Origin of the sequence: Kitasatospora gansuensis (assembly GCF_014203705.1) — a bacterium.
GTDB lineage: Bacteria > Actinomycetota > Actinomycetes > Streptomycetales > Streptomycetaceae > Kitasatospora > Kitasatospora gansuensis.
In genome coordinates this window covers 6,159,864-6,182,015 of the sequence record NZ_JACHJR010000001.1, presented here as the reverse complement: position 1 = coordinate 6,182,015, position 22,152 = coordinate 6,159,864, and the positions used below count along the sequence as shown (strand labels likewise).

The 22,152-nt window shown below is 71.3% G+C and carries 8 protein-coding genes; all 8 read right to left on the bottom strand.

All coding sequences use genetic code 11. The features are described from left to right. Window positions 1–8 precede the first annotated feature (8 nt). Window positions 9–14,096, bottom strand: a complete 14,088-nt coding sequence (locus F4556_RS27895; protein ID WP_184920795.1) for a WXG100-like domain-containing protein — start codon at window positions 14,094–14,096, stop codon at window positions 9–11. Window positions 14,097–14,102: 6 nt separating this feature from the next. Continuing rightward, on the bottom strand, window positions 14,103–15,134 hold the full coding sequence (locus tag F4556_RS27890) for a hypothetical protein (RefSeq protein ID WP_184920788.1): 1,032 nt from the start codon (window positions 15,132–15,134) through the stop codon (window positions 14,103–14,105). A gap of 106 nt (window positions 15,135–15,240) precedes the next feature. Then, window positions 15,241–17,049, bottom strand: coding sequence for a WXG100-like domain-containing protein (locus F4556_RS27885; RefSeq protein ID WP_184920786.1), 1,809 nt, complete (start codon window positions 17,047–17,049; stop codon window positions 15,241–15,243). Between the two features lie 64 nt (window positions 17,050–17,113). Next, the gene (locus F4556_RS27880) at window positions 17,114–17,599 is read right to left on the bottom strand and encodes a hypothetical protein (RefSeq protein WP_184920785.1); all 486 of its coding nucleotides are present in this window, start codon (window positions 17,597–17,599) and stop codon (window positions 17,114–17,116) included. 63 nt (window positions 17,600–17,662) lie between these two features. After that, on the bottom strand, window positions 17,663–19,867 hold the full coding sequence (locus F4556_RS39210) for a WD40 repeat domain-containing protein (protein WP_184920782.1): 2,205 nt from the start codon (window positions 19,865–19,867) through the stop codon (window positions 17,663–17,665). Between the two features lie 66 nt (window positions 19,868–19,933). Then, the gene (locus F4556_RS27870; protein ID WP_184920780.1) at window positions 19,934–20,452 is read right to left on the bottom strand and encodes a GNAT family N-acetyltransferase; all 519 of its coding nucleotides are present in this window, start codon (window positions 20,450–20,452) and stop codon (window positions 19,934–19,936) included. Between the two features lie 252 nt (window positions 20,453–20,704). Then, window positions 20,705–21,160 (bottom strand): GNAT family N-acetyltransferase, encoded by a 456-nt coding sequence (locus F4556_RS27865; protein WP_184920778.1) that lies wholly within the window; start codon window positions 21,158–21,160, stop codon window positions 20,705–20,707. Then, the gene (locus tag F4556_RS27860) at window positions 21,160–22,098 is read right to left on the bottom strand and encodes an RluA family pseudouridine synthase (protein ID WP_184920770.1); all 939 of its coding nucleotides are present in this window, start codon (window positions 22,096–22,098) and stop codon (window positions 21,160–21,162) included. The genes F4556_RS27865 and F4556_RS27860 overlap by 1 nt, the downstream gene beginning before the upstream one ends. Between the last annotated feature and the right edge of the window lie 54 nt (window positions 22,099–22,152).

Here is a 22,152-nt window from a genome sequence, read left to right as displayed (position 1 = left end):
CACCGCCGCTACGCGACCACCGGACGCTGCGGGATCTGACGGAACTTCAGCGGGTCTGCCACAGGAACATACGTGCCCGCGCCCTCCGCGGCCTGCTCCGGACGGCGGAAGGCGACGCCCGGCACGCCGAGTGACTCGGAGACACCGGGCGCGACCGGCAGACCCGGCGGCGCCTGGTGCAGGCCGACGTGCGCGGCGCCCAGGACCACCACGTACTTGCCGTCGACGCCGGGAGTCGCCCGGTGCTCCCGGATCGCCTCCACCGTGTAGGCGTTCATCCGCCTGGCGCGCTGGTAGTTCTCCGGGATCACGGCGCCGGCCTCGGTGGCAGAACCGCCCACGGGCGGCTGCGGCCGACGGGCGGGGTAGCCGTCGACCAGCTGGACGTCGACGTTGTGCTCCCGAGCGGCGGTGAGCGTGCCCAGAACCGAGCCCGCCGGGAGCGCGTAGTGCTGCTCGTGCCGGGTGATGCCCTTGTCGAGCACGAGGGACGGGGCGCCGCCGCCCATGAACGCGGTCACCTCGGCTTGCAAGGCGTCGTCCCGGAAGTGCTCCAGATACACCGTCCGCACGCCGGAGGCGCTCAATGCGGGCATCTGCTCCTTGAGGAACGACCAGGTCGACGCGTCGCGGTGGTTCTCGCCGAGGACGAAGCCGTCGTGCTGCTCCAGCAGATTGGCGGCATGCTGACGGGCCTCTTGGTGTTCCGGCAGCAGGTCGTTCACCTGCTGCGCGTCCAGCAGCGGCCGGTGCTCGGCCGCCAGCGTGTCGGCGAAGGCGTCGATCTCGTTCACCCGGGTGTCCTGCGTCGCCCAGTACTCCTTGGTCTCCGGGTTCTGGCGCCCGTACTCCACCAGGAAGTCGCCGCCGGAGAGCGTCGAGTGCGCGTCCATGTCGGTGTTGCCGTCGCGGCGCAGACCGTTCCGGATCAGGTCCCGCGCCGCGCCGACGACCCCGCTGTAGCGGTCGTTGAGAGTTGTCGGGTCGAGCCTGGAGGTGAACCGGCCGGTGGCCGGGTCGTAGCTGACCTCGGGGTTGGCGGTGTCGCTGCCCAGGTGCCAGACACCCGCCGCGTCCTGCCTGCCCAGCCTCTGCCCGGCGTGGATACTCATCCACCTCGCCAGGTCGTTCGCGGCCTTGTCCCGGTCGGCGTTGGCCTGCCGGCGGGCGCCCTTCTCGTCGTCCCGGTCCTTCGCGGCCGAGGTGAGCGGCAGGTGCGCGGCCCATGACTTGGCGGGCTTCGGCGGGTCGGTGACCGGCGGGAAGGTGCCGGTGGTGGAGTGGCCGTCCGGGTTGGTGTGCGAGGTGCCGAAACCGTCCACGTCCATCGGCTCGGACCCGTGGTCGGTCCGGGGCCCGGTGTAGGTGCTGTACCTCGCCATGAAGTCCGGGTCGTGCGGCCCGGAGATGTTGTTCTCCCCCGGGCCGGCGACGGAGGCCCAGACCGTCCAGTCCTTGCCGAAGTTATCCGGCATCGCCCCGTTGGCCGTGGTGACCTTGCGGTCCGTCAGATCGGCCCAGCGCAGCGTGCCGTCGCGGTCGTGGACCAGCGCGACCGCGTGGCCGTCGCCGTGCTTGCCCGTGCCCAGCACGGTGGCGAACGTACCCGGCCCGCCGGCCTTCACCTTGTCCATCAGCTTCTGCACGCCGTCCGGGCCGTCGCCGAACAGCGCGGGCCCGTCGTGCCGCTTCCACAGCGTGTTACCGGGGATCGGCTCCACGGTGCCGTGCATCGTCTGACCCGACACCCGGGGACGCCCGAAGTGCGTGTCCCGGTACGCCTCCACGTTCTCCAGGCACGCGTTCAGGTCCGCGCCCGGGCGGAACCCCTCCGCCGGATGCACCGGCGCGGAGTGCGGGTTCACCTTCTGCAGCAGCGAGTTGCTCATCGGCGGGTGGACCTTCCCCGGGCCCCCGACATAGTCGTTCACCTGCTGGGTCAGCGGGTGCTCCGGCCCGAACGACTCGTACCCGCGGTCGTTCATCACCCCCGAGGTGTTCTCGTACGACGGCGTACGACGACGCTTGTCGTCGGGCTGCCGGCCGACCTCCTCCTCGTCGTCCTCGTCACGGGAGCGCTTGCGGTCGCTCCGCTCCCCGCCCATCACGATGTCCCCGTCGGAGTCCTTCGGAGGCTCCATCGCCCGCTCGGACGGGTGGTCGATGTCCATCGGCTCGGGACCGTCCTGCGACGGCCGCTCGTGCGACGGCTGCTCGTGCGTGGGCGGAGCCGGGTGGGCCGAGCCGAAGCCCGTTCCCTCCCCCGCCGGCTGCGTCTGCCCGGCGTTCAGGACGCCGAGCTGCCGCTCGCTGTCGCTGCGCATCCGGTCGATCCAGTGGCCGCCCTTCTGCGGGTCGAACCCGCCGAGCAGGTTGTCGAGCGTCGACTGCCCGGTGAACGACCCGTTGTTCGGACCTGCGGGCTCGTTCTGCAGCATCCGCAGCAAGGCCTCCATGAGCACCCTGCTCTCCTCCGCCGCCCTCGCGTGTCCAGGCGCGGCCTCAGCCAGCGCGTTCGCGGTGTCGTGGACCTCCTGGAGAGTGTGCCCGGGCTGCTGGAGTCGGCTGACGGTGTCCAGCTGGCCGACCAGCTTGTCGCGCAGGCCGGTGATCTCCCCGTCCAGCATGGCGAAGGTCGGGCTGTTGCGGTCCAGCTTCTGGGTCAATATCTCGGCCGACCGGTCGAAATGCTCCAACTGCTCGCGGGCGGTGACGTGGTAGGTCCCGGTCGTCATCCTGACCCGGTCCGCCTCGGTCGGCGCCTCCAGGTTCAGCGGACGGCGGTTCTGCCGCCCTCGGTGATGGTTACCCGTCTCTTCGACCACCTCGTGGCTGATCACCTCCCAGCCGGCCGGGCCATGCTTGAGGATGTTGGTCACCCGGTAGGGCTGCGGCTGACCGGGCGTCATGTACTCGTCCAGACCGAACCAGTCGCTGACGGGCTTCGTCGCTCGGAACTCGGCGGTGTGGCCGAGGTACGACTTGGACGAGTACGACTGGAAGTGCCACACCGTGAAGCTGTCCTGGTTCACGTCGGTGATGGCATAGGCACAGCCGTTCATGCCGCCGGTCATCACCAGTCCTTCGCCGGGCCGCGAGGGGTCGGGGTGCAGCGGGACGACGGTCCTGCCGATCGCGCCCTCGACGCGCGGGTCCGGGTGACCGGTCTTGTACGGCACGTACGAGCCCGAGACGTAGTAGTGGTCGGGCTTTACGGGGGGCAGCTCCACGCCCTTCGGCGGCTTGGGGAAGGTGGGGTCGTGCTCGGCGTACTTCTCCCACGCCGGGGTCAGCACGAAGCCATTCTTGCCGGCGACGACGTTCTTCCGGTCCGGCACCATGGTGAACCAGTGCTGACCACTGTTCTCCACCGCGGCGATGAAGGCGTTCGCCCGGTGCGGGTCCACTCCCGGCATCCGCTGCATCACGCCCTGGGGGAAGTCCACCGAGACCGAGACGCGATCAAACAGGCTCGCCGGATCCTCGACCATCCACCGCTCCACCGTGCCCACCGGCGGGAGCAGCGGCTCGGCGGCCGGTTGGTCGTCGTCGGCGGCGGCGGGCGGCTGGTCGTCCTGCTGCTCGTGCGGGGCCTGCTGCTCCTCGTGGTGCTGGGGCTCCGGCTCGTGCGGGGTCTGCTGGTCGTCGTGCTGCTCGTGTGCGGTCTGCTGCTCGTGTTCCTGATGCACAGAGCCGAAGCCGCGCGGCGTTGCGGCGGGGTCCGAGCCCGGAGGCGCCGGCGACGGCGACTGGCGGCCGGATCCCGGAGGCGCCGGCGACCTCATCTCCGTGTCGCCGTCCGAGTTGCGCCGCTGCACCTTCAGCTCCGCGAGGTGGTCCGCGAGCTGGTCCGCGTCGCTGTCGCGGCCATGCTTCGCCGCCCCGCCGGCCGCGACGCCCTGAGTGTCCCGGGGAGGCTTGGGCAGCGCCTCGGCCCCGGCCGGGAGCGGGCCCGGCCGCTGGCCGGGACGGTTGGCGAAGTCACCGGAGGAGGAGACCGGTACCGGCTTGGCCTTGTCGTCCAGGATGTGCAGATCGTCACCGATGTTGACGGCGCTGGGGCTCGGGACCTTCTTCCCCGAGGTGAGCACGTTCTCCATGTCGGCCTGCGTCTTGGGGGCCATGAGGGCGCGCAGTTCCTTCGGCGCCAGGCCGTTGGCCTCCAGGCTGTACACGGCCTGGAGCAGGTCTGCCGTGTGCGGCGAGTAGAGCGACTCGGCCGGCAACTGCCCGTGGGCGACAGCGGTCAGCACGTCGGGATCCCGGATGACGTGCGGGTCCAGGAAGTTCTGGATCCACTTGTTGACCGTCTCGTCGCCGAAGCGCAGGTTCGAGGCACTGTTGGACAGCCCGGCGGTGATCTCCTCGATCAGCCCCGGGACGTCCTCGACCCTGGCGGTCAGCGCCTGGTCGAACATCCCGGCCGGGTGGTTCTCGCCGGCCCCGGCGCGGGCGAACGCGCCGCCGTACTGCTTACCGACCAGCTCCTGGTCGGCAACGGCCCATGCCACCCGGGCAGCGTCCTGCTGCTCCTTCGGGGTCACCAGGCCCTGCTTGTAGTACACCTCGTGCACCCAGTCGCGCACGGCGGTGGCGGTGGTGACGTTCCGTTCGGCGGCTGCCAGCTTCTCGTGCGCTTCCTCCTGCTTCTTCTGGACTTTCTTCAGCGCGTTCGCCGCCTTCTTCTCCGCTGCGGCGTCGCCCTTGGCTTTGGCCTCGGCTGCCTCGGCGTCCTTCATCAGCTGGTCGGCCTTGTCCCGAGCCGTCTGACGACTGTCACGCTCCTCCTCCGCAGCTTTGAGCTGGCTACGGGCGTCGTCCAGCGTCAGCTTGGACTGCTGCGAGTCGTCCAGCTCGCCCAGCCGCTGCGTGACCTCTCCCTGCCGCAGCGCGGCACGGTCGTTCGGCAGTTGGTCCGCGAGCTTCCTGAGCTGGTCCGGGCCGGCCTTGGAAGGGTCGGTCCGCAGATCGCCGGCGAGGTCCTTCAGCGCCTGCGGATTCCCGCCGGCCTTCGTGTAGCGGGCGGCCAGGTCGTCCAGCTGCCCGGCCAGCCGCTCCCGGCTCGCGGGCGTGAGCGGGCGACCGCTGCCGGCCGAGGTACGCAGCGCCGCCGCCGTGTCGTCCAGCAATCGGGGGCCGGTGACGCCGTTGATCAGGGCCAGGTCCTCGACCGCCTGCTGCTTGACCTTCTGCTGCACCTGCCCCACGGCGTCGTGTACCGCCTTGAGCTGCTCCGGGGTGGGCCGGCCGGGGTGGACACCGTCGACCGCCTTGGCGAGCGAGTCCAGCTCCGGCCGCGCCACCACGTCCAGGCCCGACCGGCCGAGCCTGTGCTCCAGCTCCGCTCGGGCCTTGAGAGCACTCTGGTGGTCACCGACACCGGCCAGGTCGAACGCCTTGCCGAAGGCGCTGCCGTACGTGGCTCCCAGGTCCACGGTGTGCTCATTGGCCTCGAGGTCGCGGCGGACCAGCACCGCCTCCTCCAGACCGCCCGTGGCGAGGCGGCCTGCGGCGTCGTTGCCGTACTTGTCGTAGATCCGGTGCCGGTCGGGCGCCATGTCGGTGACGAAGTCGCCGAACGCCTCCGACGCCGCCCGGTGGGAATCCGGGTCGAGCGAGCGTGCCTTGAACACGGCCGCCGCCACGTACTTGTGCACCATGTAGTCGGCGATCACATGGTTGCGGTTGACCTTCGCCGGGGCCAGTTCGGTCCTCTTGCCGCTCCGGACCACGACCTTCTCGGCGTGCGGTTCCTGCCCCAGCACACCGTGGTCGGAATAGCCGAACGCCGTGCGGTAGCTGTTGTCCAGCTTCTGCCAGTCCTGCTTCGTCGTCGGTTCGGGCACCCCGCCCTTCGGCGGGAAGCCCGGCGGCAGAGCGGGAGCGGGAGACTGCGGCGCCTTCCTCGCGTCGGCCAAATCCTTCTCGCGCTGCTTGAGGTCCCCCTCCAGCTCGGTGCGGCGACGATCAAGGTCCGTGACCCGGTCGGTGTAGACGCCGATGGTGTCCTTGTTGGCGTTCTTCTTGTGCTCCTTAGCCGTGGCCAGGAGCTCATTGTTACGGGCCTGCTCGAGCTTGATGCGCTCAATGCTGCCCGGCAGGACGCGGGCCTCCGCGTCCCGCCGCGCCCACGTCCGGGCTGCCAGCTCCGGTGCGTTCAGCGGATCCTTCAGCGTATCCTTCAGCCGCTCGTGCTCGAAGATCGCCATCCGGTCCTGCTGCTCCCGGGCGCGGCTCAGCGCACCGAGATCAGCGGCCGACTTATCGACCTGCCCCTCCAACCGCGCGATCGTCTGGGAGAGCTCCTCCGCGTTGCGGGAGAGCATGTCCACGTGCAGGTGCTTCTGCTGCCGGTACTGGGCCAGCATCGCGGTGGTGTCAGCGTCCACCAGATCCGCCCGCTCGTACTTCGCGACCTTATGGCGGACCTGCGCGAACTCCTTCGAGTCGCCGAGGAACTTCTCGATCGCGTCGACGGCCTTCTTGCCGTCGATCTTGTGCTCGTACCCACCGGAGGCCGGGGGCGCGGTCGAGCCCGGAGGCGCGGGCCGCGACCCGTCGTCGTCGGACGGTGCGTCAGGGCGCATGGACGCCGGGTCGTGCGGCGCGGCCGGGTGCGGCTGCTCCTCGTGCGGAGCCGGGGTCTCGTCCGGCCGTCCTTCGGCCATCCGGAAGAAGTCGCCGACGCCGGACATGGCCTCGGTGTGGTTGACCGGGTTGGCCCGGCCGCCCGGGTGAGCGGCGAGCGGGTCCTTGCCGTAGAGGTTTTCCAATATCGAGTGCAGCGCCGGTTCGTGCCGGCCGGCCCAGTGGGGGCCGTTGTTGCGGGCCTGGCCGGTCAGCGGGTCCTTGCCGTGGTTGGTCGACAGGTAGGAGTTGGTGGCCTGGGCGAAGTACTCGTGCTGGTCGATGGAGCTGTAGTTCTCCATCGCCTTTCCGTCCGTGTCCTGGCGCGGACCGTCTGGCCACTGGACCGGCCGGTCGGACGTACCGTCGCTCGCCTTCTTCTGTTCGAAGATCTCGGTGACAGCCAGCTTCTGGTCCTTCGAGAGCCCGAACTCGTGGATGGCGTGGGCGAATTCGTGCGTGGTGCTCGAGTACCCGTCCGCGTAGTGGGGGGTGTCACCGATGGAGGTCTTCTCGCCGAGCAGGTTCTCCTCGGTGATGGCCACCTTCTTCAAGGCAGAGCCCCGGACGTCGTCCCAGCCACGGCCCTGGCCGGATTCGCCCTCCGGGCGCCGGCCGTTGAGATCCGCGAAGGCCGGCACGTCGGTCATCCGGACGTCCTTCGGGACGACCACCACCTCGACACCGTTGGTGAGCATCCGCTCGGCGACATCGGGGTTACCCAGCATCCGGGCCAACTGCTGCTGGGCCTCGTGCCGCGCCGCGCCGCCCTGCACCGTACGGGGGTCGACCTCGACCAGCAGGTGCGCGGCCGACTCGGCGAACTCGTCCGGCGTCGAGGACTTGCGCAGCTCGGCGACGAACTTCTGGTCCGTGGCCAGTGCCCGTCGCTCCTCGGGCTTGAGGTTGTCGAGGGTGTGCAGCCGCTCCTGCTGACCCATCGTCGGCACATCGCGCTTCGGCTCGACCGGAGTCTCCGGGGTGGTGTGCTCGCGGGTGTCGAACTCGTGCCGGCGCTGCTCGCGCTCCTGCTCGCGCTGGCGCTGCTCCTGGGTGTGGGGGCGGCTACTGGGCTCAGTGCGGGTATCCGTCCGAGGCTGTGGGGCCGGAGCACCCGCAGCAGGCGGAGTCGATCCGGCGCCACGCGACACCGGGCCGAACCGCAGTTCCTGGCTCGGCGGCGGAGGCGCGGGCTGGTCCTCCGTCCGGGGGCGGTTCTGCTCCGGACGGCTCTCTCCCGGGTGGCTCGGCGGCGCGGGCGTGGGCAGGTCGGCTCCGCCCGAGCGGGCGGCGTCGAGGTGGATCTCCTCGGGGGACCCCGGCGGCGCGGGCGAGGGTTCGTCCGCATCGGCCCTGGCGAGAGCCTCGTCGAGGGTCGCGCGGATGGCGACCGGGTCGGGACGCTCGTTGCCACCGTCCCGGAACCAGTCGGCCAGGCGCTCCGAGACCAGGCCGGTGTGCCGGTCACCCTCATCCCGGTAGGCGAGGGCGTACTCGGCGACCGACGTCACGATGTGCTCGTGGAAGTCGGCCACGCTCATGCCCTCGACGACCGGGTGCCCCTGCAGGACGGAATCCGCGATCTCGAAGGTTTTGAGGACACTCGGCGAATGCTGCTGCGGCGGCAGCTCGACCTGGTCCTGCCGCTGACGGACGTGCAGCTGCTCCTGGCCGCCCCAGTGGGTGTTCGCGTGTGTGGTGAGTTCGCTCGTCCGGTCGTGGAAGAGCTGGTCCGTACCCGCGCTCACGCCGGGCTCGAAACCACCGATCCAGTGTCCGCCGTTGTTCAGCGAGTCACCGACCCGGCCGACGATGTCGGCGTGGTTCAACGAGGCACCCGACTGGTCCTTCCAGTCGCTGAACCAGGAGTCCTTCTCCATCACGAAGTCGAACTTCTGGCCGGCGCCCGGCCCGTCACCCTTCAGGAACTCGTCGTACGTCATGGAGTGGTAGCGCACATCGGCGACGGTGTTGCCGCTGGCGTCCGTGACGGTGAAGTGCGTCCCCTGCGTCCCGATCGGCACGGCGGTCACGGTGTGGTCCGGCCCGAACTTCTCCAGCTTCGCCTTGATGGAGTCGCTGTTGGTCGCCAGGAACTGCGTCCGGTCCGCCACACTCGGGTCGGTCGAGACGATGGTCAGGTCCTTGGTGCCGGTGGTGAAGAGCGCGTGCTCGATGTCGGCGTCACCACCGAGGTAGAGCAGCGAACCGCCGCCGTGCCCGCTCTGCGCCAAGCCCTCGTTCAGCCGGACCAGCGGCTCGTTGCGGCCCTGCATGGTGCTGCCCATGAGCCAGCGGCCCATCTGCTTCGGGTCCACCCACTCCGGGTGCGTGCCGAGCTGGCCGACCACGTCGGGTGTGCGCTCACCGCTGCCGAACAGGTACTTGACCGTGTCGGCCGAGGCACCGTTCTGCATCGCGTACACCAGATTGCCGGAGCCGCCCGAGTCCAGCGCGTGCCCGAGGTGCGCGCCGAGCACCTGGTCGAAGCTGCCACCGTTGTCGAGCACCTGGCGCACCCGGTCGGCGGAGCCGGCGTCAGGCGTGCCGAACTTCGCCTCCAACCGGTCGAGCACCGCCTGGGGATCCCCGCGCAGGTCGAGGGCGGCCTCCTCCAGCGCGTCCTGCTCGCCTCTCCGCGAGGTGCCGCCCTCGTTCGCGGCCCGCGGGGACGGCAGGTCCCCATCGGCGGGCGGAGCCGGGGACGGCAGGTCCGCATCGCCGGGCGGCGCGGGTGAGGCCGAGGAGCTCTGCTCGGGCGGCGCCGAGGATGAGGAGCTCTGTTCGGGCGTGGCGCTCAGCGGGTCGCGGACCCACTCCTTGATGGTGTTCCAGTGGTGGTCGGCGATGGCCTCGTGAATGGCGCCCGCGCCACCGGCGCCTGGCGACGACCGGTACTCGTTGGCGTCGGCCTGGGCCCGGGCCAGCTTCTCCTGGGCCGGCCCCATCTCCGCGAGGATCTCCCTGGCCAAGGTCTTGTTGCCCGCCGCCAGGGCGCTCTTGCCCCGCTTCTTGATGTCGTCGACCTCCGCCTGGGCGGTCCTCAGCCGCTCGTCGGCCGCCGGGAAGTGCGCGTCGATCCTGTTCACGAGCTCTGCGGACAGCTTGTCCGAGTTCCTGAGCTGGTCGATTTCCGCGCGGGTGAGGCCGATGGTGTCGTTGTGGTCCCGCATCAGCTTGTCCAGCAGCGGCGGCACCTCGTGCACGCCGTTCCGGTTGGTCACCAGGGTGACGAACCTCGCGAAGTCGGGCTTGGCGCCCTCGTCCATGATCATCGAGGTCAGCTCGCGCTTCACGTGCGACGGCCGGGGAGGGTTCTTGGGATCAGGGCCCTGGACCGATTTGCCCTCGGCCAGCCGCTCGGTCGACCCGGTGATGACGTCCCGGAGGTCCTTGCCCGCGCCCAGGTGCTCCAGGGAACTGTCGATGAAGTCGGTGAACTCCTTGAGATTCACGGGCGGGTTGGGGTCGACCTTCTTGCCCTTGGGATCGGCCAAGTTGAAGTGCAGGTTGTCGACTTCCGCCAGCTGGTGCTCGTTCTTCAGTATCTGGTTGTACTGAAGCTTCGTCATCGGATCGGTCGTGTTCTGCGAGTTGGCCCGCGCGTCGAGGAACTGCGACGCGTTGTCGTGGGAACGCCCCGGCACCCCGTCCGGCGGCGCCATCTTCGCGAACAAGGTGGCCATGGCGTTGTCCACCGTCAGGTGGGGGTCGATCTCCTCACCCGGCTTCGTCCCCTTGGTGAAGGAGTAGTGGGCGAAGGAGTGCTCGTCCTGGTCGAAGTGCATGTCGAGCTTCTTGGCAGGCACACCGTTCTTGCCACCGTGCTCGATCTGACTGACCAGCTTGTTGTCGGGGCGCTGCAGCTTCACGTCGGTCGGATTCGCGGTCTCCGGCCGCTGCTTGCCTTCGAACAGCTCGTTGAGGGTCTTGGCCTCCAGCGGTCGCTCCACGAACACCGGTTTGCCGTTCTCAAAAACCGGTTCGGGATCCCCGAACTTCTGCTTTTTCTGCTTGTCGAGCAGCGGCGTACCGTCGCTCTTGGTCAGCGGCTTCGGTTCGAGCTTGGGCGTGTGCTCCGTCACCGGGTAGCGCCCGTCACTGTCACGCGGCCCGACGGTCAGGTGGCCGCCGCCCTCCAGCGGAATCTTCACCGTGGGCGAATCCAGCTCCTCGGTGTTCCCCCAAGCGTCCTTCCTGGCCTGCTCCTTGAAGGCCCACTCGAGCATCTGGGCGCGCTTCTCGGGCGGGACCTCACTGAGCGGCGGCCGGGAGTTGCGCACCGGCGGCGCGGGCGACGGCTCCTCGACGGTGTCCGTGTCCTCGTGCGGCCGGTTCTCGTGCGACTCGTTCTCGTGCTGCGGCGGCGTGCGGTCCTCGTGCGGGGACGGCGTGTCGTGCGTCTCGGGCCGGCCCTCGGCCATCCGGAAGAAGTCACCGACGGCGGAGACCGCGTCGGTGTGGTCGACCGGGTTGGCGCGGCCGCCGGTGTGGGCGGCGAGCGGGGTCTTGCCGTACAGCTGCTCCAGCAGCGGGTGGAGGGTCTGCTCGTGCTGCCCGGCCCAGTGGGAGCCGTTGTTGCGGGCCTGGCCGGTCAGCGGGTCCCTGCCGTGGTTGGTCGACAGGTAGGAGTTGGTGGCCTGGGCGAAGTACTCCCGCTCGTCGACCGAGCTGTAGTTCTCCTTCTTCCCACCCTTGGTGTCCTGGCGCGGGCCGTCGGGCCACTGGGCGGTGCGTTCGGAGTCGGCGGCCAGCTTCTCCTGGAACGACTTGGTGATGAGCTGCTTCTCGGCGGGCGAGAGCCCGTTCTTGTGGACGGCGTGGGCCAGCTCGTGCGTCGTACTCGAGTACCCGTCGGCGTAGTTGGAGGTCCTGCCGATGGTGGTCTTCTCGCCGAGCAGGTTCTCCTCGGTGATGGCCACCCTCTTCCGGTCGCTCACGCCGCGGATGTCGTCCCAGCCACGGCCCTGACCGGACTCGCCCTTCGCGCCCTGACCGCTGAGGTGCTCGAAGGCCGGCACGTCGGTCAGCCGGACGTCCCTCGGGACGACCACCACCTCGACACCGTTGGTGAGCAACCGCTCGGCCACATCGGGGTTACGCAGCAGGCGCGCCAGCTGCTGCTGGGCCTCGTGCCGCGCCGCACCGCCCTGCACCGTACGGGGGTCGACCTCGACCAGCAGGTGTGCGGCCGACTCGGCGAACTCGTCCGGCGTCGAGGACTTGCGCAGCTCGGCGACGAACTCCTTGTCCTGCGCCAGCCTCCGTCGCTCCTCGGGCTTGAGGTTGCCGAGGGTGTCCAGCCGCTCCTGCTGACCCATCGTCGGCACATCGCGCTTCGGCTCGACCGGGGCCTCGGGGGTGGTGTGCTCCCGGGTGTTGAACTCGTGCCGGCGCTGCTCGCGCTCCTGCTCGCGCCGGCGCTGCTCCTGCGTGTGGGGGCGGCTGCCGCCGCCCTGCTCGGTGCGGGTCTCCATCCGAGGCTGCGGGGCCGGTGCGCCCCCGGCAGGCGGAGTCGATCCGCCGCCACGCGACGCCGGGCCGCTGGACACCGGTCCGGGCGTCACCGGGGCGGGCGTCACCGGAGCGGCAGCCGGAGGCGGTGTCACCGGGTCGGGGGTGACGGGCGGCAGGGTCGGGCCCGACTCTGGGCCTGCTGAGGTCTGAGTCGCCGTCGGCGTACGGAAGTTGCCCGGGCCGGAGGCGAGCCGGACGCCCTCCTGAGGGGCCGACTGGGTGTCCGGGGCCGGACCGGAGTGCTGCGGCGTCGGAGCCGGGGCCGGGGCCTCGGCGCGCGGCGTCGGCACCTCGGCACGCGGGGTGGGCGTCTCGCTGTGTGACGTGGTGTCACGGCTGCGGTCCTGCGCCGGAGTCGGCTCCGGGGACCGGGAGTTGGAGTTGTCGCCCCAGATCGGGGAGGGGGCGGCGTCCGGCGTCCGGGCAGCAGGTGCCTCGTACGGGGCGATGGTGTTGCGCGGGGCGGAGCTGTCGGCGTGGTTGGCGGTCGGGCCCTGGTACGGACTGGAGTCGGGGGTCGGCGTGACGCTGTCGCGGCCGGTGGAGAAGGGCCGCGGGGCGTCGTCGGTGTGGTTGCGCGCGGGGGGAGTGTCGGCGTTGCCGTGATCCGGGGTGGAGCTGCGCGGGACGGTGCCCTCGTCATGCCTGACGGGCGCGTCGGGGTTGGCGCCCTCGGGGTAGTTCTGCCGGATGTGGTGCCCGTCGCTCCCGATGTCGGACAGCTTGCCCTGGTTACCCGACGTGGTGTCCTCGTGGGAATCGGGCTTGCCCTGGTTACCCGACGTGGTGTCCTCGTGGGAATCGGGCTTGCCGTGGTTACCCGACGTGGAGTCCCCGTGGGAATCGGGCTTGCTCGAACTTCCGGAGTCGTTCGAGGAGTTGGCACCGCTTGAGGCGTTCGAACCGCTGGAGGCAGCCGAGCCGGACCCGTTCGAACTGTTGGAGCCGGAGGAGTTGGAGGAGCCGGAGGAGCTGTTGGAGCTGCTGGAACCGGAGGAGCCGGAGCCGCTCGACCCCGGGCTGTCCGAACCACCCGAGAAGTCGGAGGCGTGCGGGATGTTTCCCGCGTTGAACTTCCCCTTGAAGGCGGAGGCGCCGCGCATGATGCCCGGGCTGGCGCCGCCGTTGAGGGCGGAACCGCCGAGGCTGCTTGCGTCGACCTTGCCGGTGGTGGCGAGCTGCCCGATCACGTCACCGGCCACGCCGACGACCGCGCCGTGCACCATCTGGGCGGGCAGGCTCTGCATGCGCTCGCCGATGAGCTTGGTACCGGCCTTGCCGAGGCCCTTGCCGACCAGGTGGCCGCCGACGCCACCGGCTGCGCCGCCGGCCGCGCTCATGCCGAGCTCCTTGCCGTCCAGCGACTTGCGGTTGCCCGCGGCGACCTGGATGGTCTGCGCCAGCAGGTTGATGGCGAGCCCCTGGAAGGCCTGCTTCAACGCGACCATGACGGCTTCCTTCGCCAGGCGCGTGAGGATCTGCCTGACGGTCTGCTTGCTCGTCTCGACCGCGATCGGGATCGCCGCCATCGAGGCGCCGCCCGTCGCCGGAGCGGCCGCCTCGGCGGTGGCGATCTCGAAGGCCAGGATGCCGAGTTGGGCGACGATGGAGATCTTCGCGGTCTCGGTGGAGTTGGCCATCGCCTCCAGGGCGTCGGCCATCGCGTTGCACGACTTGACCATGCCCGGGAAGAAACCGGGGTTGTCGCCCTCGACCGGCAGCATCAGCTTGCCCCAGTCCTTCTCCACCTTCTCGGCGGCGGAGCCCTGTTGGCCGTCCAACGCGCGCTTGACCGCCGAGTCGGCTGCCCGGCCCGCCTCCTCGATCGTCTCGGCACTGGATCGCCAGCGGCGGGCCATGTCGCGCATCAGGTCCTCGTCGCCCTCGGGCCAACGGGAACCGGCCAGCAGCATCAGGACCCACTGCAGGGGCTCGGGCAGCTCAACAGCCATGGTGGATCAGTGCCTTCCGGGGCGAATGGTGCTGGGGGCGGTCACGGTCCTGAGCTCGGGCGGAGGAAGCGCCGGGTCGTACTGACGGATGCCGGAGTGGCTGACCTGTTCGGCGTTGTCGTAGCCGTCGCCCATGCCCTTGAGGTTCTTGCCGATCCGCTCGACGACCTCGGGCAGCGACTTCAGGGCCTCCAGGATGTCGAGCGCGTTGTCCAGGTAACCCGGTTCGCCGTCCTCGCCGTTGGCGAATCCCTTGCCGCTACTGTCGTTGCCCCAGGGCGAGTTGCCGTGCATGCCGTGCATGTAGCCGCTCAGGCCCGTGTACAGCTCCTTGAGCTGGTCGGCCACGCCGAGCACCGGCCCGGCAGCCGCTCGGTACTGCTCGGGGATCGCGACGAACCCGGCGCCCGCAGCGCCGCTCGTCGAACTGGCCGACAGGGCCTGCTTGGAGACCATCCCCGGGTCCGCGCCGGTCTTCAGCGCGGCAGTAACCCCCTCCCCCGCGGGAGCCCTCATCGGCATCGCCGGAATGGTCCCGACCGGAGCGTCCCCGCTCGTCTTCAGCGCGGCAGTCACCCCCTCACCCGCAGGAACACCCGCCTGCATCGCAGCGACGGTCCCGGCAGGTACGCCGGCCACAGTCGGCTGTGCCTTCGAGACCGTCCCGAACGGGTCCTCCCCCGCCATGGTGTGCATCTGCCTGGGCATCAGGCGTTCGGAGGACTGCTCGGCCGGAGTGAAGAACGGCTCAGCCCCACCCTGCTTGGGCATCACCCGCTCCGACACCTGCTCCACCGGACTGAAGAACGGCTCAGCCCCACCCTGCTTGGGCATCACCCGCTCCGACACCTGCTCCACCGGACTGAAGAACGGCTCAGCCCCACCCTGCTTGGGCATCACCCGCTCGAACGACGCGTGCTCCACCGGGATCACGTCATCGCCACCACCCCAGAGCGGCGCAGCCTGCGGCTCCATGACGGCTCGTCGTAGAGGTGTCTCCACCTGTTCGGCCGGTCGGAACTTCGGCTGTTCGTCCATGACGGTCCCTCATCGAGTCTGCAAGGTGGGAGTGCTGGGGAAAAGGAAGGGCGGCGGAGGGCTGGGGGGACCTCCGCCGCCCGGTCTCAGGGGAGCCCGGCCGTGGTCACGGCCTGGGCGTACCGCCGCCCTCGGCGCCACCGGCGGCGGCGATCCGGGTCAGCGCTGCACGCAGGAACGGGCTGGGCACGTCGTACCCGCCCTCCTGCCGGATCGGCGTCGGCTCCACCACGGCCGGTGGGGCCTCGGTGACGGCGCCCTCCTCGTCGGGACGTCCCCGCCGTTCGGCCACCGAGCGCGCCCGGTCGAGGTACTCCTCGTCCTGCGCGGGCACCGCCGGTGCGACCGCGGTCCCCTCCCGGTCCACCGCCGTACCGGTCGACTCGGTCGAGGAGTCGGCGGTGGTCACAGCCTCGCCCGCCTCCACAGTCGGCTCGGTGCCCAGCAGGGCACCGGCCAACTGCGCCATCAGGTCGCCGCTCCCGCCCACCGCGGGCTGGGCCGCTGCCGCGGCCGCGGCCGCGTCGGCGGCCTCGCTGGTCGAGCCCCCACGGGCCTCGTCCAGCCACTGACGCCGCATCCGCTCGAAGTGCGGGTCACCCGTCTCGTGGTCGACCTGCTCGCCGCCGACGATGCCCCGGTCGCGCCGACGCTTCTTCTCCTCCTCGGAGCCGAGCCGGGTCGGCCGCAGGAAGCGGTTGCCGCCACCGGCACCGCCACCCTTGCCGCCACCCGCGCCGCCGCCCATCGCACCGGCACCGGGCGCACCGGCTGTGCCACGGCCCGACGCGGCCCCGGCCGCGCCGCCCGCCATGCCACCGCGGCCACCACCGGCCGCACCACCGGCACCCCGGGCGCCCGCGCCACCGGCGCCGGCCAGCCCGCCACCGCGGCCGTACGCCCCGGCGCCCGGGACGCCGCCGCCGAAGGCGCTGCCGCCGCCCGCGCCACCACCGACACCGCCACCCGCACCGCCGCCACCGGAGCCCGAGTACGGCGTGAGGGTCGAACCGTCGCCGACGCCCTTGTAGCCCGCGTGGCCGGCCAGGTTCAGGCCGGGCGGCTGGACCGCGGGCTTGAACAGCGGCTTGCCATCCGGGCCGAGACCGTTGCCCCCGAGGTACGGGTTCTTGGTCGCCGGCGGCTTGTACGGCTGCACCTTGGGCGGCGTGTACGGCTTCGGGCCGCCACCACCCCCGCCGCCACCGCCACCGCCGGAGCCCGCACCGCCACCACCGGAGCCACCGCCTGAGCCCCCACCGGACCCGCCACCGCCCGCGCCGGGCGGCGGCGCCGAGTCGATCTTCGTTCCCGGCGGCGTGGGCCCACCCGGCGGCGGCGTCTTCGAGCCCGCGAGGTTGGCGATCTCGGTCGCCGCGTCCGTCGCCGCGCCGTGGTCGGCACCGGCCTTCAGCATCGTGTCGACGCTGCCGGTGACGTCCTTCACGTACGTGTGGTACGCCTCGACCGCGGACTTGATGCCCTCGGACTTGGCGATGTCGTCCTTCTTGCCGGCCGGGTTCTGCTCGATGTACTTCTTCGCGTACTCGAGCTGGTTGATCATCGTGGTCTTGGTGTCGGTGATCGCCGCGGCCGCCCCCCGCAGGTGCGCCTCCACCATCTTCCCGGCCGTCAGGATCGTCCCGGCGTGCGAGCCCTCGCCGACCCCGTACTTCTCCAGGTAGCGCTCGTAACTGTCCGACGCCTCACCGGACATGTGCTCACAGGCCCGCTGGGCGTGCGCCCAGATGGTCCGGATCCCGATGTCGGCGACGTCGTTGAACGTTTTCCAGGCCGCCGCCAGATCGTTGATCCGTCCCTCGTTGCCGTCGGGGAATTGGACGTCCTTGCCCTGCTCGTTGCCCTGCAAGGTCTTGAGCACGTCCGCGAGCTCAGGAGGCAGCTCTTTCTTCACCGTTGGTCACTCGATTCCTGGTCGACGCTGTTGCTGGGAAGGTGGCGCTGGAACTGACGGGACGTCACATCACCTGTGGGCGCCCGTAGGTGGGCGCGGGCTTGGGCTCGGGACGGTCGCCCGCGTGGTTGTACTTGAGGTCAGGACCCTTGGTCGGCGAGACGTAGCCGGGCCCGGTGCCGGCCGAAGGCGCGGGCGGCAGCGGGATGTCCGTCGCGATCTTCTTCAGCTTGTCCGCGTGCTCGGAGTCGGTCTCCCGGTGACCGCCGGTCATCATCTTCAGGTTGCCCGCGATCTTGGCCGTGTTCTCGAGGAAGGCCTTGAACCCCGCGAGGGTGTTCTCCTGCTGCTTGCCCAGCCCGATCACCGACGCGGTGGCCCCACCCAGCGACTTCCCCACCAGATCGGTGCCGTAGATGTCCGGGCTCACCGTCTTCACGTACGTGGAGAGCTTGATGTAAGCCTCTTCCAGGTCGTCGTGCATCCGCTGGATCATCGTGGCGGCCGCCTCGACCTCTTCCACGTCGATGCTGAACGAATTCGCTGCCATGTATCCCAACCCCCAAGCGATTTCAGAAAGAACGAACAGAGACGAACGGCGACGCTCAAAGCGTCAGAGCGTCAGCGCGCCACCAGGACCGACCACGTACAGACCGGCCGCACCGAAGGCGATCGCCAGCGGCGTACGGTCCAGCGGCGCCTCGTTGAGCAGCTGGCCGCTGGCCAGGTGCCAGAGCCGCAGCGTCGAACCGGCGTCACCGGCCGCCACCAGCACCTCGCCGTCCAGGTCCTGGCAGACCAGCGAGCGGACCCCGGCGGTGCCACCGGGCAGGTCGGCGATGGTGTGCCCGCCCAGCACGTCCCAGCCCAGCACGGAGCCGTCCGAGCAGCCGGCCAGCACCACGGCCCGGCCGTCCAGGGCGCCGACGGTCAGCTTCTCGGCCGACTCCCGAAGGCCCGTCAGCACCGGCCCGGCCTGGCCGCCGTCGACGTCCCAGAGCCGGACGGTACGGTCCCGGCCCGCCGTGGCCAGCACCCGACGCCCGCTCACCTCGCCGAGCGCCAGCGCGGTCACGCCGTCCTGATGCGCCGTCAACTGCCGGAGCGGGGCGCCGTCCTGGGCGCTCCGGATCCGTACGGTGCCGTCCGCCCCGCCCGAGACCAGCACGGCCGCCGTACCGGGCACCGGCTCGCCGAAGGCCAGCGCGGTGACCGGTCCGGTGTGCGGCGTCGGCACCGAGAGCGCGACGCCGTCGCTCAGCCGGTGGCAGCGCACCGCGCCGGCCACCGTGCCGCAGACCAGCACCGGTTCGCCCTCGACCGGGAGCACCGCCACCGAGCCGACCGGGCCGCCGTCGGACGCCAGGACGTACAGCTCGGTCCGGGCCGCCGCGTCCCAGAGCCGGACCTTGCCGTCGCCGTAGCCGGCCACCAGCACCGGGCGCCCGTACAGGTCGCCGACCGCGAGCGCGTTGACCGGCACCGGGCCGGTGCCGTCCGCCCGCTCGGGCTCGTAACTGCCCACCGGCTTACCGCCCTTGGTCTCCCAGAGGCGGATCCGGCCGTGCTCGTCACCGCTGGCCAGCAGCTCCTGGCCGCCGACCGTGACGGTCACCAGCGCGGTCAGCCAGCTGCCGCCGGCCGGGCGGCCGCCGAGCGCGGTGGCCGCGTGCACGTCCCAGGTGCGCAGCGTGTTGTCGAGCGCGCAGGAGGCCAGCACGGGGCGGCCGTCCAGCTCGGTGAAGGTCAGACCGGTGACGGTGGCCGAGTGGCCGGTGAGGAGGGCGACCTCGCGGCCGGTGGCCAGGTCCCAGAGCCGGATGTCCCGGTCCTGCCCGCCGGTGGCGAGCAGTGCCTGCTCGCCGAGCGGGAGCACCGCGAGCGCGGTGACCGGCTCGGAGTGGCCGACCAGCAGGTGGAGTTGGGCACCAATGCCGGCGTCCCAGACCCGGACGGTGCCGTCCGGAGCGGCCGCCACCACCAGGCCGATCCCGGCGCACTCGGCGTGCAGCAGCGCCCGGGCACCCTCGCCACCGATGTCCAGCAGGCCGAGCCCCTTGCCGTCCTCGGCCCGCCAGGCCCGGACCTCACCGCGGCGGCCGCCGGAGAACACCAGCGGGACGCCCTGCACCAGCCCGGCGGCCACCACCTGCGCGCCCTCGCCGCCCGAAGTGCCGTGCACCAGCGCACCGTTGGCGGCGTCCCAGACCTGCACCGCGCCGTCGGCCGCACCGACCGCGAACAGCTCCCGGTCGTCCACCACGCCGAGCGCGACGGCGCTCGGCAGCAGACCCGCCTCGCCGTCGGAGCCGCCCAGCGAGCCGCCGTCGGGCAGCCGGCCGAGGTCGAAGCCCTGACCGCCCTCGGCCAGCGCGTAGGCGGGCTTGCCGTCCACCGTGCCGATCGCGGCGGCCGGCAGCACCGTCTCGACGGCCGCCTCGGCAGCCGCCGACTCGACCACGGCCAGCGGGAGTTGGCCGTACTCCAGCGGCTGGAGCAGCTGGACGGCGAGCGCCTCCAGCAGCCGGGCCACCGGGGGCACCGGGTGCTCGGTGGCGTCCGCCCAGGCGGTGTCACCGACCGTCAGCCGCCGGGCCGCCTGGTCCGCGACCGGGTCTGCCGCCGACGCTCCGGGGGTGGCCCGCAGCGCGGTCAGCAGCCGCTGCGGGACCGCCTGGTCCAGCCGGCCGTACCGCACCGTGTCACCCTCGGGCAGCTGCCGCTCGACCTGCAGCGAGCCGTCCTCGTCGATCGTCAACTCCATCCGGCCGACGGCCAGTTGACGCGATCCAGCGGTGAAGCGAATGGTGCCCGACACAATGCCCCCAAGAACGTACGGGTCAGAAGGATCAGCAGCGGAGCCCGCGAGCCGGGGCCCCGGAGGTCAGCAGAGCTCGCCGGGCACCACGGTGGCGTACACGGCGTCGTGCAGCGTGTGGGTGCTGGAGCTGCGGAAGAGCTGTGGGCGGAAGCCCGCCCGGCGGAAGCCGATGAAGGCCCCGACCACCTGGACGGGCATGTTGTCCGCCGCCGCGTAGGCGTCGATCCGCTGCAACTCCAGCTGCTCGAAGCCGAATCGGCAGACCAGCCGGAGCGCCGAGGCGGCCACCCGCAGACTGCGGGCGGCCGGCAGTAGCCAGACCGCGACCTCGGCCGCGCCTTCGTCCGCCCGCAGGTCGGTGAGTTCGGCCCAGCCGACGGCGGGCCCCGGGCCGTCCAGTACGGCGAAGTGCGCGGCCCGGTCGGCGTCCCAGAGTCCGGGGGCGACCTCGGTGATCCAGCGCACCGCCGACGCCCGGTCCCGGTGCGCGAACACGCCCTGCATGAACTCCCGGACCAGCGGATCGCGCGAGCCGGCCAGCAGCGTGTCCGCGTCCTCCTCAATCGGGCGGCGCAGCTCCACCCGACCGTCCTGAAGTGCCGGAACGGTGCCCGACGAACTCAACCGGCGCACCTGACCCCCAGCCATATCGCGCGTGTGAGCCGTCATCGAAGCACTTCAAACCTGCGACTCTCAAGCCACGACGGTCGTCCCCGGGGGTTCTGCGGAAACACTGCCCGCGCGTACACCGGACAGGGAGCAGGAAGGGCAGAAAAAGGGATCCGGGCAGCCCGCAGGCCACCCGGATCCCGGTGTTTCACAGCTCTCGGTGCGTCAGAGCTTCCGCGTCATCGTCCGGTGCGGAATCCCGGCGTCGTCGTAGACCGGGCCCTCGGCGGCGTAGCCGAGCCGCTCGTAGAAGCCCAGGGCCTGCACCTGCGCGTGCAGCTCCAGCTCGGTGCCGCCGCGCTCCCGCCCGGCCTGCTCCAGTGCCCGGACCAGCTCGGCGCCGAGCCCGGTGCCCCGGGCGGCCTTGCGGACCGCGAGCCGGCCGAGCAGCACCCGGCCCTCGACACCGGTCTTCCCGAGCGCCTCCGCGCCGTGGATCAGCCGGCCGGTGCCCAGCGCCATCCCGTCGGCGAGGGCCAGCACGTGCACCGAGGTGGCGTCGTACTCGTCGTACTCCAGCTCCGCCGGGACGCCCTGCTCGACCACGAAGACCTCGTGCCGGATCAGCCGGACCAGCGCCAGGTCGACCTCCCCGGCGGCGACCCGCAGCTCGGCCGCCATCAGCTCTCCGCGGAGATGATGTCGAGCGCCCGGCGCAGGTCCTCGGGGTACTCGCTGTCGAACTGCACCCACTCGCCGTCGCCGGGGTGCTCGAAGCCGAGCGAGACCGCGTGCAGCCACTGCCGGGTCAGGCCGAGCCGCTTGGCCAGCGTCGGGTCGGCGCCGTAGGTGATGTCGCCGACGCAGGGGTGCCGCAGCGCCGACATGTGCACCCGGATCTGGTGGGTGCGGCCGGTCTCCAGCTTGATGTCGAGCAGCGAGGCGGCCCGGTAGGCCTCGATCAGGTCGTAGTGGGTGATCGAGTGCTTGCCGTCCTTGGTGACGGCCCACTTCCAGTCCGAGCTGGGGTGGCGGCCGATCGGCGCGTCCACGGTGCCGCTCATCGGGTCCGGGTGGCCCTGCACCAGGGTGTTGTACTTCTTCTCCACGATCCGGTCGTGGAACTGGCGCTTGAGGTCGGTGTACGCGCGCTCGGACTTGGCGACCACCATCAGGCCCGAGGTGCCGACGTCCAGGCGGTGCACGACGCCCTGGCGCTCGGCCGCGCCGGAGGTGGAGATCCGGTAGCCGGCCGCGGCCAGGCCGCCGATCACGGTCGGGCCGGTCCAGCCGGGGCTGGGGTGAGCGGCGACGCCGACCGGCTTGTCGACCAGCACGATGTCCGCGTCGTCGTGGACGATCCGCATGCCCTCGACGTGCTCGGCGATCACCCGGACCGGGGCGGCGGGGGCCGGGATCTCGACCTCCAGCCAGGCACCGGCCATCACCCGGTCCGACTTGCCGGCGGTCACGCCGTCGATGGTGACCTTCCCGTCGGCGGCCAGCTCGGCGGCCTTGGTCCGGGAGAAGCCGAACATCCGGGCCAGGGCGGCGTCGAGGCGCTCACCCTCCAGGCCGTCGGGAACGGGGAGGCTGCGGGTCTGCGCTGCGGTACTCACCCGTACGAGTATGCCGGACCCGGCGCCACCAGCGGACCGCACGGCCTCCGCGCC

Excerpts from the sequence above, each read along its gene's own strand:
- F4556_RS27895 (WP_184920795.1), bottom strand. The coding sequence starts at position 14,096 with ATGGCTGTTGAGCTGCCCGAGCCCCTGCAGTGGGTCCTGATGCTGCTG.
- F4556_RS27890 (WP_184920788.1), bottom strand. The coding sequence starts at position 15,134 with ATGGACGAACAGCCGAAGTTCCGACCGGCCGAACAGGTGGAGACACCT.
- F4556_RS27880 (WP_184920785.1), bottom strand. The coding sequence starts at position 17,599 with ATGGCAGCGAATTCGTTCAGCATCGACGTGGAAGAGGTCGAGGCGGCC.
- F4556_RS27865 (WP_184920778.1), bottom strand. The coding sequence starts at position 21,160 with ATGGCGGCCGAGCTGCGGGTCGCCGCCGGGGAGGTCGACCTGGCGCTG.